Below are 22,418 nucleotides of genomic sequence, written 5' to 3' on the forward strand. Positions count from 1 at the left end.
GCCCGTGCACCCTTCCGCGTCGGAGCACGATGATGGTCAATCCGCTCGCCCAGGCCCATCGCGGCCTCGGCACCACGCTGTTCAGCCTGTTGAACCCGATACCCTTCGGCTTCTTCGTCGGTGCATTGATCTTCGACGCGATCTATCTCAACAGCGCCGAGGTGATGTGGGGCAAGGCCGCTGCCTGGCTGATCACCTTCGGCCTGCTGATCGCCATCATTCCGCGCCTGATCAACCTGTTCGCGGTCTGGCGCCGCAGCGGTACCGCCACCCGCATCGACCGCATCGACTTCTTCCTCAACCTGGTCGCGGTGGTGCTGGCCATCTGGAACGCGTTCGTGCACAGCCGCGATGCGTATGCCGCTGCCGTGCCGGGTACGATCCTGTCGGCGCTGACCGTGGCCCTGATCGCCCTGGGCCTGATCCTGCTGTCACTGCAGCCGCCGGTGCTGCAGGGAGGTCGTCATGGCTAAGCACATCCTGCCCACCGTCGCCGCGCTGGCACTGGCGGTCACCCTGTCGGCCTGCGCGGGCAAGGCCGAATACCACCCCGCTGACCAGTCCGGCGCACAGCCGCCGTTGCCGGCACCGAAGAACTTCCTGATGCCGCCGATGCAGGTGCCCAAGGGCGTCGGCTGGGCCGACGGCCAGTCGCCCTCGGTGGCAGAGGGCCTGAAGATCGAGCGCATCGCCGCCAACCTGCTGCATCCGCGGCGGCTGTTGACCCTGCCCAACGGCGATGTGCTGGTGGTGGAAGGCAACGGCCCCGGCGAAGAACCGGTCACCACGCCCAAGCAGTGGATTGCCGGCAAGGTGAAGGCGCGCTCGGGCAAGGCCGGCAAGGGCGGCAACCGGGTCACCCTGCTGCGCCGCTCGCCGGGAACGAACACCTGGAGCCAGCACGTCTACATCGAAGGCCTGCACTCGCCGTTCGGCATCCAGCTGATCGGTGACACGCTGTACGTGGCCAACACCGGCAACATCATGCAGTACCACTACGTGCCCGGCGAAACCCGCATGTCCGACAAGGGCCGCGAGTTCACCGACCTGCCCAGCACCATCAACCACCACTGGACCAAGGAACTGCTGGCCAGCCGCGACGGCCGCAAGCTGTACGTGGGCGTCGGCTCCAACAGCAACATCACCGAAAATGGCCTGGCCGTCGAATACCGCCGCGCGGTGGTGCTGGAAGTGGACGTGGCCACCCGTGGCAGCCGCATCTTCGCCTCGGGCATCCGCAACCCGACCGGCCTGGACTGGGAGCCGAGCACCGGAAAGTTGTGGGCGGTTGCGAACGAACGCGATGAGATCGGTGCCGACCTGGTGCCGGACTACCTCACCTCGGTGAAAGAAGATGGTTTCTACGGTTGGCCCTACAGCTACTACGGCCAGCACGTGGACGAGCGCGTGCAGCCGCAGCGGCCGGACCTGGTGGCCAAGGCGATCGTGCCGGACTACGCCATCGGCTCGCACGTGGCACCGCTGGGCCTGCTGTTCTACACCGGCCAGGCACTGCCGGCGCAGTACCACGGCGGTGCCTTCATCGGCGAACACGGCAGCTGGGACCGTTCGCCACTAAGTGGCTACGAAGTGGTGTACGTACCGTTCAAGGACGGCAAGCCGACCGGGCGGCCACAGACTGTGGTCAGTGGCTTCGCCTCGAAGGACGAGAAGACGCTGATGGGTGCGCCGGTGGGGATGGCCATGGATGCAGAGGGCGCGCTGCTGGTCGCCGACGACGTGGGCGACGTGGTGTGGCGGGTGTCGGCCAAGTAGTTCTGTAGAGCCGAGCCCATGCTCGGCTGCTCTTCGTTCGGTGCACGGAAACCCGCGCGGTGCGCGCCTAAGCCGAGCATGGGCTCGGCTCTACAGTTCCGCAGTACTGCTGCGGAACCCGCTGAACACCGACTCGGCAGCAAACCCGACGCCGCCCAGCAGCACGCCGAAATACACCACCGTGGCCACCACGAAGCCGTAACCGGCCGCCACCGCCGCGCCATCGCGCTGGATGAAGCCGATTGCAAAGGCCATCAGCGCCAGCGCCGGCAGCGTGTTGCTGAAAGGAATCGGTCCGGCGGGCGCCATCAGCAGCAGGGTCGCGAACACCAGCATCAGGTTGTTCAGGCGCATCATCTTCTTCGAGCGCACCATCACCGCCAGCCGCATCGGCCGCGACAGCCGCTCCATGCGGTACACCCACTTCAGCGCACGGCCCAGGTTGGCCTTCAGCTTGTCGGTGGCGATCTCGCGGCGCGCCAGCTTCTGCGGTACCCACAGCGGGCGGTTGCGCACCCGGCTCAGGCCGATGAGCAGGATCGAGGCGCCGAACACGGTGCTCAGCCCCGGAATCGACACCGGAATGATGAAGATGGCCGAGAGCAGGATCACGATCAGCAGCAGGCCTTCATCGCCCAGCGCACTGAGCAGGGTGCCGACGCTGACCTGCTCGCCGGGCAGCTCGTCGATCATCTGCTCGATCTGCTGGGCCAGAGGCGCACTGTCGTTGGTTTCGGGGGCACGGTAGGTCATGCGTCGCAAGGTTCTCCAGGGAAGGGCGGTCAGCGGGCCGTCCTGCGGTGGGGGGACGCACAGGCCCCTGCAGTATCCCGGCCAACGTGGGCAAAGAGGTGAACCGGGCATGAGGCGGTAAACTGGTGTGCCCCGCACGAGTTGAACGCAATGGACATGGGCCGCAGGCAATCGACCATCGAACTGGTCGCCATTGATATGGATGGCACCCTGCTGGACCCCACCCACACGCTCACCGGGCGGGCCAAGCAGGCCATCGCACAGGCGCGCGCGCTGGGGGTGCACATCGTGCTGACCAGTGGGCGCCCGGTTCCGGGCCTGGCACCGTTCCTGCACGAGCTGGGCATCACCGGCGACGACGACTACTGCATCGCCTGCAACGGCGGCCTGGTGCAGCGCATCGGCACGCGCGAAACCGTGGTCGAGTATCCGCTCAGCTTCGACGACTTCCTGTTCTGCGAGCAGGTGGCCCGCGACCTGGGCGTGCACTTCCAGGCGCTGGACAGCCAGCGCATGTACACGCCCAACCAGGACATCAGCTACTACACCGTGGCCGATTCGCATCTCTCGCGGATGCCGCTGTCCTATCGCCGCGTGGAAGACATGGACCCGTCGATGTCCTTCATCAAGCTGATGATGATCGACGCGCCCGACGTGCTGGATGCCGCCATCGCGCGCCTGCCCAGCGAACTGACCGAGCGCTTCGCGGTACTGAAGAGCGCACCGTTCTTCCTGGAAGTGTTCGACCGCCGCGCCGGGAAGGGACCGAGCCTGCAGAAGCTGGCCGCGCACCTGGGCATCGACCGCGCCAACGTGATGGCCATCGGCGACCAGGAAAACGACCTGACCATGCTGCAGTACGCCGGTACCAGCGTGGCGATGGGCAATGCCATTGACGCTGTGAAGGCGGTTGCGCGGTTTGAAACCACCAGCAATGCCGATGAAGGCGTGGCGCGCGCGATCGAGCGCTTCGTCCTGCAGTAACCGCGCGGTCAGCTGTCGAGGTAGCTGCCAACCTCATCCGCCCCGGTGGGTGCCAACCTTGGTTGGCACACGCAGACGGCAAGCGCCGACCAAGGTCGGCCCCGACCACGCCGGGGCTATACCCACGTATAACCCACCCATCCCTATCGCCATTCGTGCTGTACCACCGCGCAATGGCGAATGCGGCAGCGCGATGCAAGAATTTCGCACGTCGAAATCACGCCATCGAATTCTGAGGCAGAGGATCGTCCTCCTCTGCCACTGACCGGCGCGCACTGCGCCGTCACCCTCAACGCAATCGCATCGCCAGCCAGGGCGCCGACACCGGCGCTGCAACGCGCTGGGCGTGCGCCTGCGCCGCTCTCTCCCTGCACCCTGGATCTGCCCATGAACACCCCACCCACGACGCGCCTCGCCCTGGCCATCATCGCGGCCATCACCGCACCTGCGTACGCCGCAGAAACGCACGACGCCGCGCTCGACACGCCCACCACGCTCAATGCCCTGCAGGTCATCGCAACGCCGCGCGGTGCGGCCGTGGCACCGACCCAGGTGGTCGGTCCCAACCGCTACATCATCAAGGCCGAAGACCTCGACGCGATGGTCACCGGCAACAACGGCCTGGCCATGCTGAAGCAGGTACCGGGCGCCAGCTACACCGCCACCGACGGACTGGGCCTGGATATCTCCGCCACCAGCCTGTTCGTGCGCGGCTTCCGCATGAATGAAATGGGCATCACCTTCGAAGGCGTGCCGCTGAACGACAACGGCTTCCTCTCGCTCACCGGCACCAGCGTGGTGAACGTGGGCGTGCCCGATGGCATCGGTGCGATCACGGTCAGCCCCGGTGGCGCACCCGTCAGCGTGTTCTCCAGCAGCGTCAATGGAGGCAGCCTGGAATACCGCCTGCGCGACCTGCAGGACACGCCCAGCCTGCGCGTGAAGCAGGGCGTGGGCAGCAACAGCACGTTGGTCACCACCGTATCCGGGCAGAGCGGCCAGCTCGGCGAGCATGGCCCGAAAGTGCTGGTCGACCTGCAGCGCGTGTCCGCCGACAAGTACCAGGGGGGCGGCACCCAACACTTTCTGCGCGGCGACCTGAAGCTGCAGCAGGATGTGGCCTGGGGCGATTTCACTGTGTTCCTCTCTGACAGCAAGGCCAAGGTCTGGGGCTACAACAACATCTCCTTCGACATGATCCGCAAGCTGGGCTGGAAGGCCGACATCTTCTACCCTGACTACGCCTGGGCGTATTACGTGGCCTCGCCGGAAAATGCGGACAAGTCCTGCGGCGCCTATACCTGTGGTGAACTTTCCGAGCTGATTCCGTACGACACCGGCCAGACCACCCGCGACCGCGTGTCCTCGATCAACCACCGCTTCCAGATCACGCCGGCGCTGAGCGGCAACGTGCAGCTGTACAACGCCAACAGCCACACCCAGGCCACGCTGACCGACCCGACCGTACCGTCGCCCAACGGCGCACCGTTCTCCGAACAGGTACAGACGCCGCGCCTCAACCGCCTGGGCGGCATGGTCAACCTGCAGTTCGAGACCGGCGCGCACACCTTCACTGCCGGTTTCTGGCAGGAGAAGAGCAAGGCCGCGGCCAAGACCGAGTGGTACCAGCAGCCACTGCTGGGCGAGGGCCCGCCGCTGAAGGCCACCGGCCCGTTCGACGTGTACGGCCCCGCGTTCAAGACCGACAACGCATCGAGCTGGGTGACCCGCTCGCGCCAGTTCTACCTGCAGGACGACATCGTGCTGAACGACACGCTGAAGCTGGGTGTCGGCTTCAAGGCCGTGGACTTCCGCACCCGCGGTGGCGGCCTGGGTGATGCCAAGGACCGGCCGGTGAACGGTACGCTGCGCGCGAAGAGCAACTTCCTGCCACATGTCTCGCTGTTCTGGAGCCCGACCGAATCCACCGACGCCTTCATCGACCTGGCCAACACCATGAACGGCTACCGCGTGGCCCAGCGCGGCAACATCGGCTACACCGCCTCCGCATGGACCATCACCGACCAGGAAGAGTTCGACCGCGTGGCCGGCACGCTGCGCCCGGAGAAGAACTGGAACCTCACCGTAGGCGCGTCGCATCGCTTCGACCGGCTGACGATCACCGGCGACGTGTTCTACAACGACATCCGCAACCGCCTGCTGTCGGCCGCCATCGGTACCCAGTTCGCGCAGATCAACACGGTTCGGCTGATGCCGAAGATGCATGTGATCGGCGCCGACCTCGGCATCACCGCCGACCTAACCGACCACCTGCAGTTCTACCAGGGCGTGGCCGTGGCCCGTTCGTACTACGACAGTGATTTCGTCGTGGGCGACACGGTGTACCCGATCAAGGGCAACGCCCAGCCGGGCTACCCGCAGATCTCGCTGGTCAGCGACCTGTCCGCCCACTTCGGCGACTGGCGCTTTGGTGCCACCAGCACCTCCTACCTGCGCCAGCCGTTCACCTACGAGAACGACATCCGCGTGCCGACCTTCTGGCAGGTCAACACCTATGCCGCCTACCGCTTCGGTGCGGACAGCGCGGTGCCCGGCCTGGAGCTGCGGCTGGACGTGAGCAACCTGTTCAACCGCCACAACATCGGCACCGCCACCATCGCCGGCTCGTCGTTCTCTGGGGATTACCAGACCCTGCAGCGCAGCGCGCCACGACAGCTGATGTTCAGTACCTCGATGACCTTCTGAGTGGATCCACGCCATGCGTGGATAGCTGACCCCTGCCAGAGGCACGCCTTGCGCAATCAACAGGGATTTTCTGGCGGCGACGCAAGGTTCCCACAATGTTGCTGGGTCATCCTGTCGGCATGGCTCAGTACAACCCGCGATCACCGTTGTTCGACATCCAAAGCCCGGGACGGCCCCGGCAGGCGCCGTCCGTGACGCCTGTGATCGACCTGCAGGCCGAGTACCAGTTCTGGCACGTCTACGAGCGCGTGGTCCGTCCGTTGCCCGGTGGGGGGCTGCGGCTGGCCTGGCTGGTGTGCCAGAAGGTGTACCGGGACCGGTGGCAGCACCCGGACGACAGCGACGAGGCGGCGTTGTCACGGGTGCTGTTCGGCGACAACATGACGGCTGGCCGGGCGTCGGAACTGGCGGAGCTGCACGCGCTGGTCAGCCGTCGGGTGGCGTCGCTGGCGAAGCGGGGTGTACTGTTCGGACGCGGCCGCTGAACCGCGAATTTGCCGAGAGTTCCGATGGTTCTTCTTCCTGGGCAGTACCGCATCCTGGCGTATCGCGGATTCCATGACCTGCCGCGAATGATGCTGGTAACCGATAGCGCATCAAAGCGCTGGGTGCTTGACTGTCCGTTCGAGGACGAACGGGATGACTACGCGCCGGTGTATCGCATTCATGCCGTGGATACTGATATCGCGGGGCCTTCGGAGGTATGGGAGCGTCACACTCTTGGGCTACTGCCCGACATTGGCGCCCTTTCAGTGAATAGCCTGCAGTTTGACGAGACGCGGCGCGCCTCCTTCATCCTGATGTGATCTTTCGTCATACTCCCGGCTTTCCCCGATCCAGCTGCCGATAGCCAATCGCCTCAGCCAGATGCGCCGTCCGGATCACCTCGCAACCCGCCAGATCCGCAATCGTGCGCGCCACGCGCAGAATCCGGTGCATCGCCCGTGCGGAAAGCTGCAGACGTTCAATCGCCTGCTCAAGTAGATCCTGATCGGCCTCGCTCAGCTTCGTGCACGCCCGCAGCGCCGCCGGCGGCAGATGTGCATTGAGCCCGCCACGTGCCTGCTGCCGGGCATGGGCGGCTTCCACCCGTGCACGTACCGCAGCACTGGGCTCACCCAGCGGCGTGCTCTCCCGCAGCTCCACCGCGTCCATTCGCGTTACGCCGATATGCAGATCGATGCGGTCCAGCAGCGGGCCGGACACTCGCGCACGATAGCGGTTGATGCGCTCGTCGCTGCACAGGCAACGGTTGCTGCGGTCACCGGCCCAGCCGCACGGGCAGGGATTCATCGCAGCCACCAGTTGGAACCGCGCGGGGTACTGCACGCTGCGCGCCGCGCGGGCGATGCGGATGTGGCCGGATTCCAGTGGCTCGCGCAGGGTCTCCAGCGCGCTGCGGTTCCATTCTGGGAGCTCATCAAGGAAGAGGACTCCATGGTGGGCCAGTGATATTTCACCGGGGCAGGGCGGGTTGCCCCCACCCACCAGCGCCGCCGCACTGGCGCTGTGATGTGGCGCCCGAAAGGGCCGCTGCCGCCATCGTCTTGGGTCCAGCCCTTCGCCACTCACCGACGCAATCGCGGCAAGCTGCAGCGCCTCAGTCTCTTCGGTATCCGGCAACAGGCTGGGCAGGCGCGAGGCCAACAGAGTCTTGCCGCAGCCAGGACTACCGATCAACAACAGATGGTGCCCACCGGCAGCGGCCACTTCCAACGCGCGCCGTGCATGCGCCTGCCCGCGCACGTCAGCCAGATCCGGCAGCGGCAACGGCGTCGTGTCCACGCGCTCCACAGGCGGCAACAGGCGCGGGTTGCCCAACCCGGCGCAGCATTCCAGCAGCGTGCGTGCCACACGCACATCCGCGTGCTCGGCCAACGCAGCCTCTGCGGCATTCCCTGGCGGCACCACCAGGATGCGCCCGGCTTCAGCGGCCGCGATCGCAGCCGGTAGTGCACCGGCCACCGGCCGCAGCTCGCCGGTCAGCCCCAGCTCGCCAAGGAATTCGTACTGCAGAAGCGACTGCGGATCGACCTGGCCGCTGGCCGCAAGAATGCCCAGGGCAATCGCCAGGTCGTAGCGGCCGCCTTCCTTGGGCAGGTCGGCGGGCGCGAGGTTCAACGTGATTCGCCGCTGCGGGAAGTCGAAGCGCGCGCAGAGCAGGGCGGCACGCACGCGCTCGCGCGATTCGCGCACACTGGTCTCGGCCAAGCCCACGATCTGAGTGACAGGCAGGCCGCCAGAGAGATGCACTTCCACCCGCACCAGCGGGGCATCAACCCCGGCGCGGGCGCGGCTGTGAACCAGCGCCAGACTCATGTGTGGTTTCCTGTAGAGAGGCGCTTGATGGTGCGGTAGGTGTTCCGCAGGGCGCTATCGGGAATTGGCGGCGAATCGGCTAGGGGATTCTGGTCAACGACGATCCTTTGCCCTGACTAGATATCGCTGTGCATCAGGTGTCGCTCACTGAAGCGAGGGAGCATGAGCGCCACCGTAGTGGGGTTTTTCCTGCCTGGCTCAGTGCGCCTACATGCCAAGATCAGAGAGCCGCGGGTGGTCAACGCTGTGAGAGGCTATCCGCAGCCGTCGCTTGATGGCTGACGGAGCCGCCAGATATCATAATTTTCTGCTTCCAAGTAAAAATGCCCACATGGACGTTGGCCGCACCTCAAAGCAATCTCCAGCGCTGTTTCGCGAGGCACTCAGGCCAGATGATCAGCGTCGACACGACGTGCCGCTTGACGGCTTGGGCTTTGGCTGGCGCTCGACCGCCCTGTTCTTTCTCCTGCTGACTGGCGTTGTCGTAGCGGTTGCAGCAACTGCACGCTTTCCAAGGAAAGAACGCGCCCAGGGCGAGATATCCACCGAACTGGGAACAAAGCGAGTAACTGCGACTCGACAGGGCGTGGTCTCGGCAATACACGTCAAGCCGGATGAAGTTGTTCGGAAAGGGCAGAGTCTGCTGAGCCTTTCCTACGACCGGACGGTCGACGGCATAAGTATCGGAAATCGCAGCCTCGAAGCTGCCCGTAGGCAGATGGTGTCACGCGTGGACTCACTGGGTGACACTGCAGAGGTCATTCGGCAGAAGATCCATGAGGTGGAACTTGAGTCGGCAGAGAACCGCGAGCAAGTTCGCTATCTCAACGAGCTTATCGCCCTGAAAGAGATGCAGATTTCGGACAAGCAGCGGACAGTTGAGGCTATGGGGCAGCTCACTCGGGAGAAGATCGTGTCGGAGCTGCAGTTCCGCGCTGCTCGTGGTGAACTTCTGGACCAGCAGCAGCAGCTTGTTGGTCTCAAACGAGAGCGTGGCCAGATGCTGTCCAAAATAGGAACGACGGAAAGCTCCAGGCGCCAGTTGGAGCACCAAGCATCTTCATCCGAGTCGATGATCACGGCTGAGACGGCCGCGTTCGATGAGAAGGAGATCTCATTGCGAGCCAGCAGCGCGGAGACACTGACGGCTCCAATGGATGGCCGCGTTTCGAGTCGGATTGCATCTTTGGGCGAGTCCGTCCAACCAGGTGCATCACTCATGATCATCGCAGCAACGGACGAGCCCGCGATTGGGCGCGCATGGGTGAGGTCATCGGCCATCGGATTCCTGAAGCCTGGAAGCGAAGCACGTTTGAAGGTCTCGGCGTTCCCGTACCGCAAGTTTGGCACGATCTCGGGAACGGTACGGGAAGTGGCCAAGGCGCCCACGCCAGTGGCAGATCTACCCAGAGATCTGAATGCATCCGAAGCCATGTATGCAATCACCATCTCCCTATCGTCCAACCATCACGGGTCGTCCCGTAATCGGACCATTGATCCATCCATGCTCGGAGACGGAATGAAGTTTGATGTGGATCTTATGATGGAGCGGAGAACACTTCTGGAGATGCTGCTTGACCCCGCAAGAACGGCGCTCTCCGGCCTGGAATGACCTGCTCAGGCGTTACACGCTTTACGCTAGTTATTGAACCTCCGGCACATGTAGCAAGTAGCGTCGCCAGGCTCGCGATCTGCGGTCGATGAGTAACGGCGATGATGGTGATTCCGATCGATCGCAGCGATAGGAAAATCTCCCGTTCCTTATCCAGATCAACGTTCGCTGTCGCCTCGTCAAGAAGAAGAACGCAGGGTCGGCGGTACAGCGCGCGAGCAATCAGGAGCCGCTGACGTTGGCCGGCAGACAATGAGCTTCCAATCTCACCAATGCGCGTCTGCAGCTGAAGTGGCATTGCTTTGACCTCTGTCGCGAGTCCAGCAAGTACCAGGCATCGCCAGATCCTCTCTGGCTCAGCATCCTCAGCAAAGAACGCTACGTTCTCGGCGATACTCCCTCCAAGCAATTCGTCCCCCTGCATGACTACACCAATCTGCGCCCTTATGGAGCGCGAGAATGGCGTAGACAATGCCGTACCGTCATACCGGATCTCACCTTGCTGCGGGAGATACAAGCCAGCGAGCAGCTTCATGATGGTGCTCTTGCCACAACCGGACGGGCCATTGAGGAGAACAAAGTCTCCTGGATTCACCGCGATATTGAGTGCCTTTACCGAAAATTCGTCTGATTGACCGTAGCGATAGTACACATTATGGGCGTACACGCGTCCCTCTAGCGGAGGGTGATCCATTGCCTCGGGTCCCATCAACTCGCTCTCACTTAGAACAATATCTGCCAATCGATCTGAGTGAAGGACGGTCTGACGGAAGGCGGTGATCTGCTGGACGAATGTATGGATTCGTGCGGACAACTGGCGCTTGAGTGCGAAGAAGGCAAAAAGCGCACCAACTGTCAGCGCTTGGTCCAACAACAGATGAACGCCCAGGTACACGGCACCTGCCGTTGCGAGATTGTCCAGCAAGGTGCGGCTAGCAGACAGGGACGCCAGCAATGAGTTCAGTCGATTTCCTGCGTTGGTGGCGTCTGCAAGTCGGGCGGACCATTCCGCCTCACGGTTCAGTTCGGCGCCTGCAGACTTTATGGATGCGATTGAACGAATTGTTTCGATCCTAGCCGTCTTCTCACGCAGTGATGCCTGGAAGGCCTCCCCACCCAGCTTGTTTCGGGCTGGCGACGAAGCCCAGGAAAGGACCAGGTAGATTGCCGAGGCAGAGCTGCCGATAAGAGCAAGCAAAGGGGAGACGAAGAACATTGTCGTCACGAGTAGCAATGACAGCATTCCATCCATTACTGCGGACACTAAGCCTCCCGTTAGCGCCTGCTTGAGAGAGTCCATGGTGTCGAATCGCGACGAAACGTCGGCAAGGCGCCTCCGCTCGAACCACGATAGGGGGAGGAGAATCATATGCCGGAAAAGTCGGCGCGTTGCATTCCAGGACAACGCGCTTGCAGCCTTGGTCATTGCCTGCGAACGAAGTATCTCAGCCAAGAAGTTGAAGATCGCAAGCAGAGCAAAGCCGAGCCCCAAGAGGACAAGCAAGTCTGTGTCTGTATGGGTTGCCGCCTCATCTACCGATATCTGGATGAAGAACGGCGAACTGACGAGGAAGAGCTGAAGGAATACGGAGTAGATGGATCCAAGTCCCAGAGCCTGCTTCACTTCGGGCGTGATTGTCGCAAAGCGCCGAATGCTGAACTGACGATCACTCCTGCTTGCGACGAAGCCTGGAAGCCGAGTCAGCTCGAGCGCGACTCCAGTAAAGGACTCCGAGACATCCGCACGACTTAGGCTCGTGTGGCCGCATGCGGGATCAAAGATGCTGAAGCGCCCGCGTGAGTACCTACTAAGCACAACGAAGTGAGATAGCTTCCAGTGCAGCACTGCCGGCAACGAAATGTGCTGGAGATCGTCCACCTCACACCGGATCGCACGGGCATGGATGCCGAGGCTCGTGAACGCCGAGATCAGCCCCGCAGCATTCGTCCCTTGAGACGACGAGGGGTGTCGTATCCGAAGAGAGGATAGGCTTGTCTCTCTACCCATCAGAGAGGCGCATGTGGCCACACACGCCAGTCCACACTCGGAGTACTCGCTTTGATACTGGAAGTGCTGCCGTGACATTGCTGCTTGCTCGTTCTATCTTCTGGCGCGTTGTTCGACGTACGGCAGCGGAGTTCATTGCCACGCCGCTGCTATCGGATCGCTGACCGATAGCCATTCCAACTGCTACATGTAGATGCGCAGTGTTGACGCCTGATCAAGGCTTTGGCGTGTGCCCGGAACGCTCGCACGCACAGGCTGATCAAGAGTCGACTTCCCTGGGGGAATTCCGCGTGATCAGGATAGGGGACAAGGCGTCGTCAGGAGAGAGTCCTCATACGCGGTGATGGGCGCACACCTCGTCTTTGCAGCAGTCGGCTAGTTCTTGTACTTGAACTCAACGCTTCCCAAGCAATCGCTTCCAGGAGCTCTGCTGATGGCATCGACGCTCACTTGAGAATCCTCATGAAAAGCGCGCGTTCGCTGCCCTTCGGTCTTCCATAGTGGAGTCGGTTCTGGCGGCTGCACAAACAGACCGAGTGCATCACTTGCCTCAGCTAGCTTCAGGCAGTGAGCATCATCGATGGTCGATCTCTGCGTCACCGTCAACTGTCTTACTCGTCCCGAGAATCGATCGCGGATAAGTACAGCCGGACCCATGGCAGAGTCGGGCCTCGGCTCAAGCTCAGAGAACCGCACGTTGCCCGTAGCGCCAATCCTGTTTGCAGTCACATCGAACGTGCGCGCAATGCTCGCGTCATCAGGTCGTTGCCGGAACTGAATCAGATCCTCGACAGTGAGGGTAGAGGGGTAAGGCTGAGCGGATTGATGTGCCTGCGCAGTCAGCACGACTCCCAACAAGCATGCGAGAGCGCACGCGGCGGCAATGGTATGCCTTCCAGAATTGGGTACGCGAACTCCATTCGACATCCGATCTCCTTGCGCTTGATCTAGAACTAAGCCGGCCTGTAAGGTCGGGTTGGAATGTTCGTCATGTGCCGAATGAAAGTCAAGGAAATCCATGGCGATCCATCTGGTCCCGCCGGTATCGTTCAGTACGTTCGTTGCGGGAATGGCCAACCATGCTCGGGACATTGTTGCAGTCGAGGAAAAGCGATCGGCACTTCTACAACTTGGATCATGCCTCAACACGCATGATCTATGCCACGGATTGCTGCAGTTCTGGGGGGCACACGAATCCGAGCTCGTTCATCCACTTTCAGAACATGTCACGCTCCGACAGGTGCTGAAACGCCCTCACAGCTCGAGTGTCGAACACGCCGCGCTCTGCGAGGTGGCTGCCCAGTGCAGGGCACTTCTGGGTAATCCAGCGCCAGCGGCTTTGCAGTCGGTTATCAAGTTGATTGCGGATCGTCTGGGGCTGGATGGGGGGCTGCGCGATGGTCCCAATGTCACGTCGGCCGATGAAGCCGGGAATCGTTGGGGCTACATGCCACACACACTGCTTGCCAAGAGGCTTGACTGGCTGGTTGCTTGTGCCTTTGATAAGGGCTGGCCACCCTTCGTACGTGCGACCTGGTTCTATGTCGGACTACTCAACTGCCACCCACTTCGAGATGGAAATGGTCGGGTCGCCAGGGTGCTTTTCAACGCATTGCTCTGGCAGCGCGAAGATGTCTATCTTCCAATCCATGAGGCCAGCGACTCTCTAGGCTCAAGCTTGGAAATCTGTCTGCGTCGAGCGGCCAACGGAAATGACTGGTCAGACATCATTAGATTTCTACACAATCTCCTGAGTGCTCAGTTGAATGCATTGATGCTTCGTATGCAATTTCCACGAGCGCAGTAGGATGTTGGAAGCAACAGGGCTTGATCGAGCGCTTCGATCTGAGAATCGACAGGAAGATCAGGCGGTGTATTCCACCTGATCTTCTGGCTGGCCTTCAGGAGGAGCGCCATTGTCTCTGGCTTGATCGTCAGCTTTGCCGAAACGTAGCGACCACGTGTGTCAAAGGGTTGATGAGGTCACTCTTCTTCCCATGTTTCACGGCCTCCGTTACTGCCGCCGGTGCCGCCCATGCCAATGGTCCAGCCACCGCTACCCCACGTCCAACTGCCAGCGGTCCAAGGAACGCCCCCGGTTCCCCCGGTGCCTCCCCAGCTTCCGTGGCCTGAGCCGCCCTTCGCGCCGAATGTTTCGTCCCACGGCTCGGCCAGATAGTCAGCCTGGGTCTTATTCGGATCGGAGGGATGCTTCATGCTGCCGTAGATGTCGCCCATAGCCTTGATTGCCTGTTCGACCGTGTACCCAGACCCAATCTGGTTCCTTATCTCGATGAATCGAGAGTCCCAGGTGTAGTTGGCAGCTTCCGGGTATTTTGCTGCCAGGGCAGCGTTGGCATCCATTGCTGCGAGCACTCCGCGCCCCTCTTCCTTGAGATAGGTGGCGAGGTACTCTTCCCTGGTTGGTTTGTGGTCCCAAGTCACCCGATTCTCCACGTGGGCCAACTCATGGGCGATGGTCCTCGCCATCTGCAGAGCATCACCCTTGATGTTAGGGTTCAAGTAGATGGAGCCGAGCTCAACGTATCCGTTGGCCGAACCCAACTCGCGGAACTGAATAGACCTTCCGCTGTCCATATAGTTCTTCAGCGACTGCTGCACATTGGGTACGTTACTAAGGACTTCATCCAGCTCACTTGATATGCCCGAAGAGAACTTGCTCGTTGCAGCGAGCGCGTACATGCCAGTAGCGCTGATATCAAATTGGACGTTCTCCGGTCCATCCCAGTGACTCTCGTCAAAGTAGTGCCCTACCATTCCTTGGTCGATCTCCCCGTCCCAAAGGCCGCTTGAGGCTGCTTGGAAATCCGTCTGACTGCCGCCTGAAACCAGCAGCAGTTCTTCGGCGGTGAGTTCGCGTACGGCACGCATTCCTGTTGCCATGTTTCTTCCTTTCAATTCGTTCGTTTATCCAGCGCGATGCGAAGCGCGGCGGACGATGTTGGGAGCAGCTTGAACTGAAGTCAACAGTACCCTCTGAGAGCGCAACCGCTCGAGTGTCGTTAGGGATGGCAGTTCCAGCTTTCGAGATAGTTGCCAGGCGGTTCTGGGCAGACCTCAGAATGCGCGCTGACCGATTTCGGAGGAAAAACACTGAGTCGGAGCAGTTCGTTTGGGTCTTCAGTCGTGCAGCTTCAGATGCTGGCTGCTCGCGTGCAGACCTCTTGTTCAGCCAAGTGGGAACTCGGATGGCGCTAACCCTCCTAGGAAGCCCAAGAGATGGATTCAGCAATGCTGGCCCACACGTTCGACTACGTGCGCGAACACAAGACGCCCATCCATAGCCTGACCATCGTTTGCAACGGCTATGTCGTGGTGGATGCCTACAATTGGCCGTTCCAGAAGGCAGTTCCACGATGTTGCGTCAGTGACCAGTAGTGTCACCTCCACGCTCGCCGGCATCGCCATCGGCAGGCGCGAATTGGAGCTGCACCAGTCCTCGATGCCCGTCTTCGCTCCCAAGGGCATCGCGAACATGGACGAACGGAAGAGGAAGCTGACCATCGAGCATCTGCTGAGTATGACTTCCGCGCTGGATCTCGACGCCAGCCAGGGCGAAGCAACCCTCTCGCAGATGAGGCAGATCAGCGACTGGAGCCGGTTCATGTTGGATCTGCCGATGCGCGATGAGCAGGCAACCACTTCGAGGACTGCTCCGGCAGGCGTTCCGCAGGGCGCCATCGGTCATTGCGGGTGAAACGGCTAAGGGGACTCTGGTCAGGGGAGATCCTTTTCCCTCGATCGCGCTGACTGCCCCACGGAGCAACCGGATATTGGATCAATGGAGCCTGCTGGATGCACCCAGCAGGCGGCTGCATAATCGGCGTACGAGGCGGTTCTTGCTTCGGCTTGCGTCTGAGCAGAGAGGATGGGAATGAAGATAGTTGCAGCACAGATGCAATCAGCTCCTGGCGACATCGATGGCAATATCGAACGGCACGTGCACTTCATTGAACGGGCCGCCTCATGTGGCGGTGCAGCGGTCTTCTTTCCAGAGATGTCGCTCACCGGCTATGAGCCGCGGTTGGCCGAACAGCTGGCAATGACGGCAGATGATGCACGCCTGAAGGTGTTCCAGTCTCTGAGCGAACGGCACCAGATTCTGGTCGCAGTCGGCGGGCCATATCGCGGCAAAGATGGTCCGGAGATCGGCATGTTCGTCTTCCGCAGCGGTCAGGCACTGGCTGTCTACACCAAGCAGATGCTGCACGCCGACGAACTGCCTTATTTCAAGGCAGGAACCACGCCCCTGTCAGTAACCCTTGGAGAGGAAATTTTGGTCCCCGCCATCTGCTTCGAATCGCTAAAGATGGAAAGTGCATTGCGGGCCAAGGACGTGGGAGCAACGGTCTACGTTGCCAGTGTTGCAAAGAACATGATTGGTATGGAGCGCGCTCACCGCCACTACGCAACAGTCGCGCGGGAGCTTGGGATGATCGTGTTGGCATGCAATGGCGTGGGCAATGCCGATGGATTCGAGATGACGGGAGGGTCTGCAGCCTGGGACAACAGTGGTGCGCTCAGGTGCAGCGCCGGAACTGGAGACGAGGCATTGGTGGTGTATGACCTCGCAGAACAGAGCGGTAGTACCGTGGCAGTCCCGGTAATGAGCATGGCGGGAGCACAGGCCAACGCCGGGGAAACTTGACTGGCAAGCGACTTCTGCAGCTGGCCTTGTTCGAACAGAGTCTGTTCGATCAGATGGCGTCCCTGAGGAACTGGTGTGCCGGCCATGCGCGCGACTTCGTTCAAGAATCCGTTTGAACGAGCCTGCCTTGGATGTCGGCTACATCGCGCAACAGTACGCCAGAGAAGCAAAGGCCTCGGTGTCCATCTGCTCAAACAGCTGTTTCAACAGCTCCAACACAATTCATATGCCAGCGAGCTCTTCCAGATCGCGTGGGACGCCCTTCTCGGGTACATGACCAGGCGGGAATGCTCGGGTTGCGCCGAGGCGTTGCCTGGGGCGCTCGAATCGCGTGTATCTTGGGAAGGTTCGGAGCAACGCAGAAGAGGGTGCTGCGATTCATTCGACTGCCTGCAATGGCTTGCTGGGTGGACGAAGCGACGAGGGAGATTTCGGCCAAGGGTGGCCTGGGTCCTTGAATACACAGCGCTGCTCATCAAGTGCGGACCTGTCGAAGCGCCCAAACCGCGCCTCAACCCACGATGGCCCCGCTCGCTCCACCAGCAACCGCCCCTCGATCTGCTGGACAAGCAGCCACCGCTCGAAGCTGATACGCAGCCGTTCGATACCCGGCGAACGCCAGCGGGCATCGGCAGGCATGCGGATCAGCACGCGCGAGGGCGCGTTCTCCACATCCATCACCGGCACGCCCTTGCATCGAATCTCGAAGGACGTCGCCCCGGCATGGCGCGCATGCAGTTCAAAGCCTTCGTGCGCCTTCGCGCTCACGAAGCCGAGCGCATCGCTGTACAGCAGCCGGTAGTTGGCCGGTTGCAGCTTCTGGTAGGCCCAGACCTGATCACCCGCTGGCTCGGGCCACGCGGCCCACACTGCAGCCATCACCGCGATGCACACCGCAGCGGCCAGGCCGTGCATCTTCATTCGTCACCCCCGCACACAGGCAGAAAACCCAGCGCCATAAGCGCGCTCAGTCCTTGGGTCGCATCCGCTCGTGGATGAAGGCGGTCAGCGCCAGATCGGCCATCACCAGCCCCTCCATCACCCGGTCGCCCACGTACTGCTCCGGCTCGCCGTTCTGGCGCGTGCGCTCGGCCGCCAGCAGGATCTCCTGCACGATGCGCTGGCCGGTGAGCGCGCAGTCGGCGTCGGACAACGCCATCTGCCGGCTGCGTAGATGGTGCCGCTCGGGCCAGGGCTGGCCGTCGGCCGCAGCGCCCGCGCCGATGGCGTGCAGGATGGCGATGAGGCTGTTGGGGTCAAGGGCAGGCGCGGATAACGGCGCTTCCTGGATGGGGCGCGGGGGAGGGGAGTGCGGTGTGGTCATGGCTGGCTCCGTGCATGCAGGCGGAAGCCGCCACCGATAAAGGTGGCGGGCAGAGCGTGGCTCGAAAACCGGTTGCTAGACAAAGCCGGCGGGTACAAGACCCCCACGCCCCGCCCGCCATAGCCGGCAGACGGATTGCCAGCCGGCATCACGCGAGGTGATGCCGGCTGGCAAGCGCAAACTACATCTAGCAAAACGGGTTTTCGAGGCCCGGCCACCCGTTTTCGGTGGCGATACCAGAGTTGCCTGATGTAGTTGGGAATGCCAAGGGGATGGGGTCAATGCCGCCAAAACCCGAGACGCTTTTGGCATTGTCGCATAGCGAGGAAAGCGGCGAGAGCCTTGGCGTGCTTGGCGCAGCGGCGCTTCTGGAACGGAGTCGTCAGAACCTTCTGCCAGAGATGTAAGGCGCGGCAAATGCGACAGCACTCGCCCATCGGGCATGTGTGATCGCTCATGCAACCGAACCGCTGCGACACCGGCTGGATGGTTTAAATGACTTCTTGCCTATTGAACCTACCGAGTGCCGCACGCAATCTGACTACCGCTGTAGTCACGCGGGGCTGCCCTGCCCGCAGCAGGACGGTCTTGTAGCGTTTGAACGGATTTCACCCACTGGCGCAGGCCAATACAAGGATCACTGTACGTGTTACGCCGCAATCGACTTCTTCTGTCTGCGGGTCTGGTCCCGCTTCCGTGGTTCCTGTTCTGGACCAGCGTTGCCGCCCTGTTCGCGCCGGGCTACAACCCGCTTGCACAGCACGCCAGCGAACTGCTGCAGGCACCAACGCTTGCAAGCATCTGCGCCAGGATTGCCCCCATCGGCTGCGGCGTGGGCTTCGTGGCGTTTGCCATCGGGGTATGGCGGGAGTCCGGCCGCCGGATTGCCGTAGGCGCGATCTGCTGGATGATCTTTGGCATCTCCATGCTGACCAACGGTCTCTGGCCCATGGGCCATCCGATGCACGGCTTCTATACCATCGGCATCGCAAACATCATTGCACCGGCGATGTCGCACATCGAACTGAGTGCGTGGTCTGCCAACCGAAGGACGTACGCCGTGACCGCTATGGTGAGCATCGCGAGCATCGTCTATCTATGGTTGAACGTGGTGGGCGCGGACCCGGAGGGTTACCGGGGGCTGACCCAGCGCGTGTTCTCGTCGATCAACTCGCTGTGGCCATTCCTGGTTGCGCTGTATCTGCTGCGAAGGGATTCAAGCGTGCTGAAGGCGGAGCCGACGTATTGATGGGCGGGCGTGCAGGCACATGGGCGACCATTGAGTGTGTGGGGCTGAGAAGGGGATGAGGATTTTTCGCCGTCAGCTGATCTACGTTCGAGTGCACCAGGACCACTTCATTGCGCGCGTGGTGGGTGGAGACAGGACCATCCGTCGTCAGTGTCATGCCCTTGGCAATCGCGCGGGCCCGATCAAGGACTTTTCGAGTATCCGGCCCCTGCTCAAGGCGATCTTCGCGGAACTCATGCCTGGATTCTCTCTCGTCAAGCCGTGGGGGATTCTGCACTTTGATCCGGTTGAGTACCCGGTCACGAAGGAAGAACTGGCCGGGTTCCAGAAGGCTGCCATGCGAAGTGGTGTGAGCTTCTGTTTTCTCTCCACGTGGGAGCAGCGGCATGAAGACAAGGATCTGTTGGAGATGTTCAAGTAGTGCCGGCCCGATACTTCGTTCCAGGCCAGGCAAATTCGTGGTTGGGTCTGTTCAAGGTACTGCGAGAGTCCGCTCTTGGCCGGGAGCGGACATCGTTCGACGACCTGCTGCGTTGATCCTCCGTCGGCCAAAGCACGTGTCTCTCCTTCCCTCAATTGATGATCTCCCCACTCCCCGAAGCAACAAACGCCTTCAACTGCCGGACGAACTCCGCGTCATACAGCTCCCACTCCACAATCTCCCCCACAATCCGCAACGGCTGCGCACTCCGATACGACCGCGTCGGGTTCCCGGGAAACTTCTTGTTGGTCACATTCGGATCGTCCTCAAACGGCCCGGTCGGCTCCACCACATACACGCGCGGCCGCCCCTCACCGCGGGCCATCTCCGCAGCCAGCCCAGCGCCCTTGGCAATCGTGGTGAAGTAGATGTGGTTCATCACCACGCTGTCGCGATAGTTGGAGCGGAAGCCCGCACTCAGCAGATCGCCCACCGCCAGATCAGCGCGGGTGCCGTGATAGAACGGCCCGGCGACCTGGTCGCAGGTGTCATGCGAAACGGGTGTCCATTCGGTGTCCTGCGCCATCGGCACTGCCCCTGCGTGTCCTGCCGGATCGACAGGCCGGCGAGTCTAGGGCGCCCGGTGGGCCTTGCTGCAAGGCCCCATCCGGGAAATAATCTGTAAACGGGAGGCGCAGTGCGCCTCCTTTTTTCATTCTGCGGCGCCGCGCCCTTCCAGCTCGCGCACGGCCGTTTCCAGCGCATCCAGCTTTTCGCGGGTCTTCAGCAGCACGGCGCGCTGCACTTCGAACTCCTCGCGGGTGACCAGGTCCAGCTTGGCCAGACCCGCCTGCAACGCGCTCTTGAAGGTGGCCTGCAGTTCCTCGCGCGATTCGCGCAGGCCCGGCGGCACCAGGTCGCTGAGGCGACGGGCGAGGTCATCGATTTGATTCAGGTCGATCATGGGGTGCTCCGTGGGGTAGGGCCCGTGCATCCGGCGCGGGCAGGCCGATCGGGCACAAGGATACTGCCGGCACCCATTGCCCGGACAGGCCGCAGCGGCTTCGCACGGGCCACGTTCAGGCGCTATCCTCCACGCCGGAAGACAGGAGATAGACGATGAAGATGGTCATGGCGGTGATCAAGCCGTTCAAGCTCGACGACGTGCGCGAAGCGCTGGCCGAGCGTGGGGTTACCGGCATCACGGTGACGGAAGTGAAGGGCTTTGGTCGCCAGAAGGGCCATACCGAGCTGTACCGCGGTGCCGAGTATGTGGTCGATTTCCTGCCAAAGGTGAAGCTGGAAGTGGCGGTGACCGATGACCAAGTGGAGGCCGTGGTTGAGGCCATAGTTAAGGCCGCCGGCACCGGCAAGATTGGCGACGGCAAGGTGTTCGTGTACGACCTGGGCAGCGTGGTGCGTATCCGTACCGGTGAGTTGGACGCGGACGCGTTGTAACCCGTTCGGCGGGATGTTGTAGAGCCGAGCCTATGCTCGGCTGCATTTCGCGCGATGCAGGAACAGCAGCCGAGCGCGGGCTCGGCTCTACAAAGAGCGGTAAAGCGGTCGAGCGAGCTCGACCCCTACCGCCGCTTCGCCCACGTGTAGAACCGCTTCCAGCCCTGGCGCACGGCGGCGACCCAGCCCGGGTCGGCCACCAGTGCGGCCTGCGCGGCACTCGGGGCCTGGCCGGTCATGCGCTGGCGGATCTTCAGCAGGTTCTTCATGTCGCTGCGGCGCATCTGCCGGCTGAGCGGGTTGCGGCGCAGCCAGCGCGGGGCGCGCCAGGCGGAGGTGAAGTCCAGCAGCACCGGCACGCCGCCGCTGACCACCACGTTGGTGCCATGCAGGTCGTTGTGGGTGATGCCGGCGGCATGCAAACGGCTGAGCGCGTGCTGCAGCTGCTCGAACACTTCATTGCCCACGGCCTGCGCGGTGCTCAGGGTCTGGCCGGGAATGAACTCCATGCCCAGTGCCAGGCCACCCAGGGTGCCAAGCAGCGCGGGGGCATGCTTCCAGCCGCCCAGGCGCTGCAGCATGCGGGCCTCACGGCGCACCATCAGCCGCGCGATCAGTGAAACGGGGGTGCCGCGGTAGCGGGAGTAGTCCTTGATGACCGCCTCGCGCCCGTCCAGGCAGGTGCGATAGACGTCGGGGGCCAGGAAGCGTTCGCCGCGCTTGAGCAGCAGCGGGGTGGCGGCGTCTTCGCCGCAGGGGGAGGGGGGCAGGGCAGGGAGATGCATGTCGGGGTCTCGGTCGACCCGGTGGGTGGCGCAAAGCGTCAAGCGAACCGGTGTTACAGGGAGTTACTAAGTTTTCGTTAATTTTAGTACTCGCCAGTTCGCTATTCCACGATTTGTCGGAGAAATGTCGGGGTCGTGGCTGGAACAGTTCGTCGCACCCGATCGGACAATTCCGTCTCACTTCGTCTTTGGTTCTTTCAGAATCAATAGGTTGGGCGTCGCATCGCCTCGTTCATCCGCGGCCCGCTGAACGTCACGCACGTCCGGCTTGACCCCGACGCACGGCCTGCCGACCATAAGCTGTTAATTCGCGACATCGGCGGCCGCCCCTTCCTGGCACGTCCCCGTTCCCTG

General features: G+C 62.1%; 22 protein-coding genes. 13 read left to right on the forward strand and 9 right to left on the reverse strand.

All coding sequences use genetic code 11. The features are described from left to right. Positions 1 to 32: 32 nt before the first annotated feature. Positions 33 to 473: a DUF2231 domain-containing protein gene (locus RI032_RS10195; RefSeq protein ID WP_100446963.1), complete on the forward strand. Its 441-nt coding sequence runs from the start codon at positions 33 to 35 to the stop codon at positions 471 to 473. Beyond that, positions 466 to 1,776: a PQQ-dependent sugar dehydrogenase gene (locus RI032_RS10200; RefSeq protein ID WP_134958791.1), complete on the forward strand. Its 1,311-nt coding sequence runs from the start codon at positions 466 to 468 to the stop codon at positions 1,774 to 1,776. The genes RI032_RS10195 and RI032_RS10200 overlap by 8 nt, the downstream gene beginning before the upstream one ends. 90 nt (positions 1,777 to 1,866) lie before the next feature. On the opposite strand, the gene RI032_RS10205 is transcribed toward RI032_RS10200, so the two are convergent. Then, positions 1,867 to 2,529 (reverse strand): exopolysaccharide biosynthesis protein, encoded by a 663-nt coding sequence (locus RI032_RS10205; protein ID WP_322548235.1) that lies wholly within the window; start codon positions 2,527 to 2,529, stop codon positions 1,867 to 1,869. Between the two features lie 150 nt (positions 2,530 to 2,679). Here RI032_RS10205 and yidA point away from each other — a divergent pair, with 150 nt between their 5' ends. The 4 genes from yidA to RI032_RS10225 all read left to right on the forward strand — a co-directional run bounded on the left by yidA (position 2,680) and on the right by RI032_RS10225 (position 7,025). After that, positions 2,680 to 3,513 carry a sugar-phosphatase gene (gene yidA / locus RI032_RS10210; RefSeq protein ID WP_322548236.1) on the forward strand — a complete coding sequence of 278 codons (834 nt, stop codon included), beginning with the start codon at positions 2,680 to 2,682 and terminating at the stop codon, positions 3,511 to 3,513. A 387-nt stretch (positions 3,514 to 3,900) separates the two neighbouring features. Beyond that, positions 3,901 to 6,219, forward strand: coding sequence for a TonB-dependent receptor (locus RI032_RS10215; protein WP_322548237.1), 2,319 nt, complete (start codon positions 3,901 to 3,903; stop codon positions 6,217 to 6,219). 95 nt (positions 6,220 to 6,314) lie between these two features. Then, positions 6,315 to 6,704, forward strand: a complete 390-nt coding sequence (locus RI032_RS10220; protein WP_322548238.1) for a hypothetical protein — start codon at positions 6,315 to 6,317, stop codon at positions 6,702 to 6,704. Between the two features lie 24 nt (positions 6,705 to 6,728). Then, positions 6,729 to 7,025, forward strand: coding sequence for a hypothetical protein (locus RI032_RS10225; RefSeq protein ID WP_031269210.1), 297 nt, complete (start codon positions 6,729 to 6,731; stop codon positions 7,023 to 7,025). Between the two features lie 7 nt (positions 7,026 to 7,032). On the opposite strand, the gene RI032_RS10230 is transcribed toward RI032_RS10225, so the two are convergent. Continuing rightward, entirely contained in the window at positions 7,033 to 8,538 is a 1,506-nt protein-coding gene (locus RI032_RS10230; RefSeq protein ID WP_191850162.1) for a YifB family Mg chelatase-like AAA ATPase, read from the reverse strand. 274 nt (positions 8,539 to 8,812) lie between these two features. On the opposite strand from RI032_RS10230, the gene RI032_RS10235 reads away from it, so the two are divergent. Further along, complete coding sequence (locus tag RI032_RS10235) at positions 8,813 to 10,150, forward strand: HlyD family secretion protein (protein ID WP_322548239.1); 1,338 nt, start codon at positions 8,813 to 8,815, stop codon at positions 10,148 to 10,150. On the opposite strand, the gene RI032_RS10240 is transcribed toward RI032_RS10235, so the two are convergent. After that, entirely contained in the window at positions 10,077 to 12,236 is a 2,160-nt protein-coding gene (locus RI032_RS10240) for an ATP-binding cassette domain-containing protein (RefSeq protein ID WP_019337324.1), read from the reverse strand. The two genes, RI032_RS10235 and RI032_RS10240, sit on opposite strands and share 74 nt — an antisense overlap. Positions 12,237 to 13,176: 940 nt before the next feature. On the opposite strand from RI032_RS10240, the gene RI032_RS10245 reads away from it, so the two are divergent. After that, complete coding sequence (locus RI032_RS10245; RefSeq protein WP_171954928.1) at positions 13,177 to 13,965, forward strand: Fic family protein; 789 nt, start codon at positions 13,177 to 13,179, stop codon at positions 13,963 to 13,965. A 176-nt stretch (positions 13,966 to 14,141) separates the two neighbouring features. Here RI032_RS10245 and RI032_RS10250 read toward each other — a convergent pair whose 3' ends face one another. Beyond that, complete coding sequence (locus RI032_RS10250; RefSeq protein ID WP_157999900.1) at positions 14,142 to 15,062, reverse strand: hypothetical protein; 921 nt, start codon at positions 15,060 to 15,062, stop codon at positions 14,142 to 14,144. Positions 15,063 to 15,546: 484 nt separating this feature from the next. Here RI032_RS10250 and RI032_RS10255 point away from each other — a divergent pair, with 484 nt between their 5' ends. After that, on the forward strand, positions 15,547 to 15,876 hold the full coding sequence (locus RI032_RS10255; protein WP_322548240.1) for a serine hydrolase domain-containing protein: 330 nt from the start codon (positions 15,547 to 15,549) through the stop codon (positions 15,874 to 15,876). 177 nt (positions 15,877 to 16,053) lie between these two features. Then, on the forward strand, positions 16,054 to 16,827 hold the full coding sequence (locus tag RI032_RS10260) for a carbon-nitrogen hydrolase family protein (RefSeq protein WP_322548241.1): 774 nt from the start codon (positions 16,054 to 16,056) through the stop codon (positions 16,825 to 16,827). A gap of 378 nt (positions 16,828 to 17,205) precedes the next feature. Here RI032_RS10260 and RI032_RS10265 read toward each other — a convergent pair whose 3' ends face one another. Both RI032_RS10265 and RI032_RS10270 read right to left on the reverse strand, forming a co-directional pair. Continuing rightward, complete coding sequence (locus RI032_RS10265; protein WP_322548242.1) at positions 17,206 to 17,748, reverse strand: cold-shock protein; 543 nt, start codon at positions 17,746 to 17,748, stop codon at positions 17,206 to 17,208. A gap of 46 nt (positions 17,749 to 17,794) precedes the next feature. After that, positions 17,795 to 18,151: a hypothetical protein gene (locus tag RI032_RS10270; RefSeq protein WP_322548243.1), complete on the reverse strand. Its 357-nt coding sequence runs from the start codon at positions 18,149 to 18,151 to the stop codon at positions 17,795 to 17,797. A gap of 646 nt (positions 18,152 to 18,797) precedes the next feature. On the opposite strand from RI032_RS10270, the gene RI032_RS10275 reads away from it, so the two are divergent. Then, positions 18,798 to 19,400 (forward strand): DUF998 domain-containing protein, encoded by a 603-nt coding sequence (locus RI032_RS10275; protein ID WP_322548244.1) that lies wholly within the window; start codon positions 18,798 to 18,800, stop codon positions 19,398 to 19,400. A 55-nt stretch (positions 19,401 to 19,455) separates the two neighbouring features. Continuing rightward, a complete protein-coding gene (locus RI032_RS10280; protein ID WP_322548245.1) occupies positions 19,456 to 19,821 on the forward strand; it encodes a hypothetical protein in 366 nt (121 codons plus the stop codon). A gap of 151 nt (positions 19,822 to 19,972) precedes the next feature. Here the strand turns inward: RI032_RS10280 and arr are convergent, their stop codons facing one another. Then, a complete protein-coding gene (gene arr / locus RI032_RS10285) occupies positions 19,973 to 20,407 on the reverse strand; it encodes an NAD(+)--rifampin ADP-ribosyltransferase (protein ID WP_322548246.1) in 435 nt (144 codons plus the stop codon). A gap of 126 nt (positions 20,408 to 20,533) precedes the next feature. Beyond that, positions 20,534 to 20,785, reverse strand: a complete 252-nt coding sequence (ubiK, locus tag RI032_RS10290; protein ID WP_005411375.1) for a ubiquinone biosynthesis accessory factor UbiK — start codon at positions 20,783 to 20,785, stop codon at positions 20,534 to 20,536. Positions 20,786 to 20,940: 155 nt separating this feature from the next. Here ubiK and RI032_RS10295 point away from each other — a divergent pair, with 155 nt between their 5' ends. Then, a complete protein-coding gene (locus tag RI032_RS10295; RefSeq protein ID WP_005411374.1) occupies positions 20,941 to 21,279 on the forward strand; it encodes a P-II family nitrogen regulator in 339 nt (112 codons plus the stop codon). Between the two features lie 125 nt (positions 21,280 to 21,404). Here the strand turns inward: RI032_RS10295 and RI032_RS10300 are convergent, their stop codons facing one another. Then, positions 21,405 to 22,064 (reverse strand): RIO1 family regulatory kinase/ATPase domain-containing protein, encoded by a 660-nt coding sequence (locus RI032_RS10300; protein WP_322548247.1) that lies wholly within the window; start codon positions 22,062 to 22,064, stop codon positions 21,405 to 21,407. Positions 22,065 to 22,418 lie beyond the last annotated feature (354 nt).

Source organism: Stenotrophomonas geniculata (genome assembly GCF_034508895.1).
GTDB lineage: Bacteria > Pseudomonadota > Gammaproteobacteria > Xanthomonadales > Xanthomonadaceae > Stenotrophomonas > Stenotrophomonas geniculata.

Excerpts from the sequence above, each read along its gene's own strand:
- RI032_RS10195 (WP_100446963.1), top strand. The coding sequence starts at position 33 with ATGGTCAATCCGCTCGCCCAGGCCCATCGCGGCCTCGGCACCACGCTG.
- RI032_RS10200 (WP_134958791.1), top strand. The coding sequence starts at position 466 with ATGGCTAAGCACATCCTGCCCACCGTCGCCGCGCTGGCACTGGCGGTC.
- RI032_RS10205 (WP_322548235.1), bottom strand. The coding sequence starts at position 2,529 with ATGACCTACCGTGCCCCCGAAACCAACGACAGTGCGCCTCTGGCCCAG.
- yidA (WP_322548236.1), top strand. The coding sequence starts at position 2,680 with ATGGACATGGGCCGCAGGCAATCGACCATCGAACTGGTCGCCATTGAT.
- RI032_RS10215 (WP_322548237.1), top strand. The coding sequence starts at position 3,901 with ATGAACACCCCACCCACGACGCGCCTCGCCCTGGCCATCATCGCGGCC.
- RI032_RS10220 (WP_322548238.1), top strand. The coding sequence starts at position 6,315 with ATGTTGCTGGGTCATCCTGTCGGCATGGCTCAGTACAACCCGCGATCA.
- RI032_RS10225 (WP_031269210.1), top strand. The coding sequence starts at position 6,729 with ATGGTTCTTCTTCCTGGGCAGTACCGCATCCTGGCGTATCGCGGATTC.
- RI032_RS10230 (WP_191850162.1), bottom strand. The coding sequence starts at position 8,538 with ATGAGTCTGGCGCTGGTTCACAGCCGCGCCCGCGCCGGGGTTGATGCC.
- RI032_RS10235 (WP_322548239.1), top strand. The coding sequence starts at position 8,813 with ATGGCTGACGGAGCCGCCAGATATCATAATTTTCTGCTTCCAAGTAAA.
- RI032_RS10240 (WP_019337324.1), bottom strand. The coding sequence starts at position 12,236 with ATGTCACGGCAGCACTTCCAGTATCAAAGCGAGTACTCCGAGTGTGGA.
- RI032_RS10245 (WP_171954928.1), top strand. The coding sequence starts at position 13,177 with ATGGCGATCCATCTGGTCCCGCCGGTATCGTTCAGTACGTTCGTTGCG.
- RI032_RS10250 (WP_157999900.1), bottom strand. The coding sequence starts at position 15,062 with ATGGCAACAGGAATGCGTGCCGTACGCGAACTCACCGCCGAAGAACTG.
- RI032_RS10260 (WP_322548241.1), top strand. The coding sequence starts at position 16,054 with ATGAAGATAGTTGCAGCACAGATGCAATCAGCTCCTGGCGACATCGAT.
- RI032_RS10265 (WP_322548242.1), bottom strand. The coding sequence starts at position 17,748 with ATGAAGATGCACGGCCTGGCCGCTGCGGTGTGCATCGCGGTGATGGCT.
- RI032_RS10270 (WP_322548243.1), bottom strand. The coding sequence starts at position 18,151 with ATGACCACACCGCACTCCCCTCCCCCGCGCCCCATCCAGGAAGCGCCG.
- RI032_RS10280 (WP_322548245.1), top strand. The coding sequence starts at position 19,456 with ATGAGGATTTTTCGCCGTCAGCTGATCTACGTTCGAGTGCACCAGGAC.
- arr (WP_322548246.1), bottom strand. The coding sequence starts at position 20,407 with ATGGCGCAGGACACCGAATGGACACCCGTTTCGCATGACACCTGCGAC.
- ubiK (WP_005411375.1), bottom strand. The coding sequence starts at position 20,785 with ATGATCGACCTGAATCAAATCGATGACCTCGCCCGTCGCCTCAGCGAC.
- RI032_RS10295 (WP_005411374.1), top strand. The coding sequence starts at position 20,941 with ATGAAGATGGTCATGGCGGTGATCAAGCCGTTCAAGCTCGACGACGTG.
- RI032_RS10300 (WP_322548247.1), bottom strand. The coding sequence starts at position 22,064 with ATGCATCTCCCTGCCCTGCCCCCCTCCCCCTGCGGCGAAGACGCCGCC.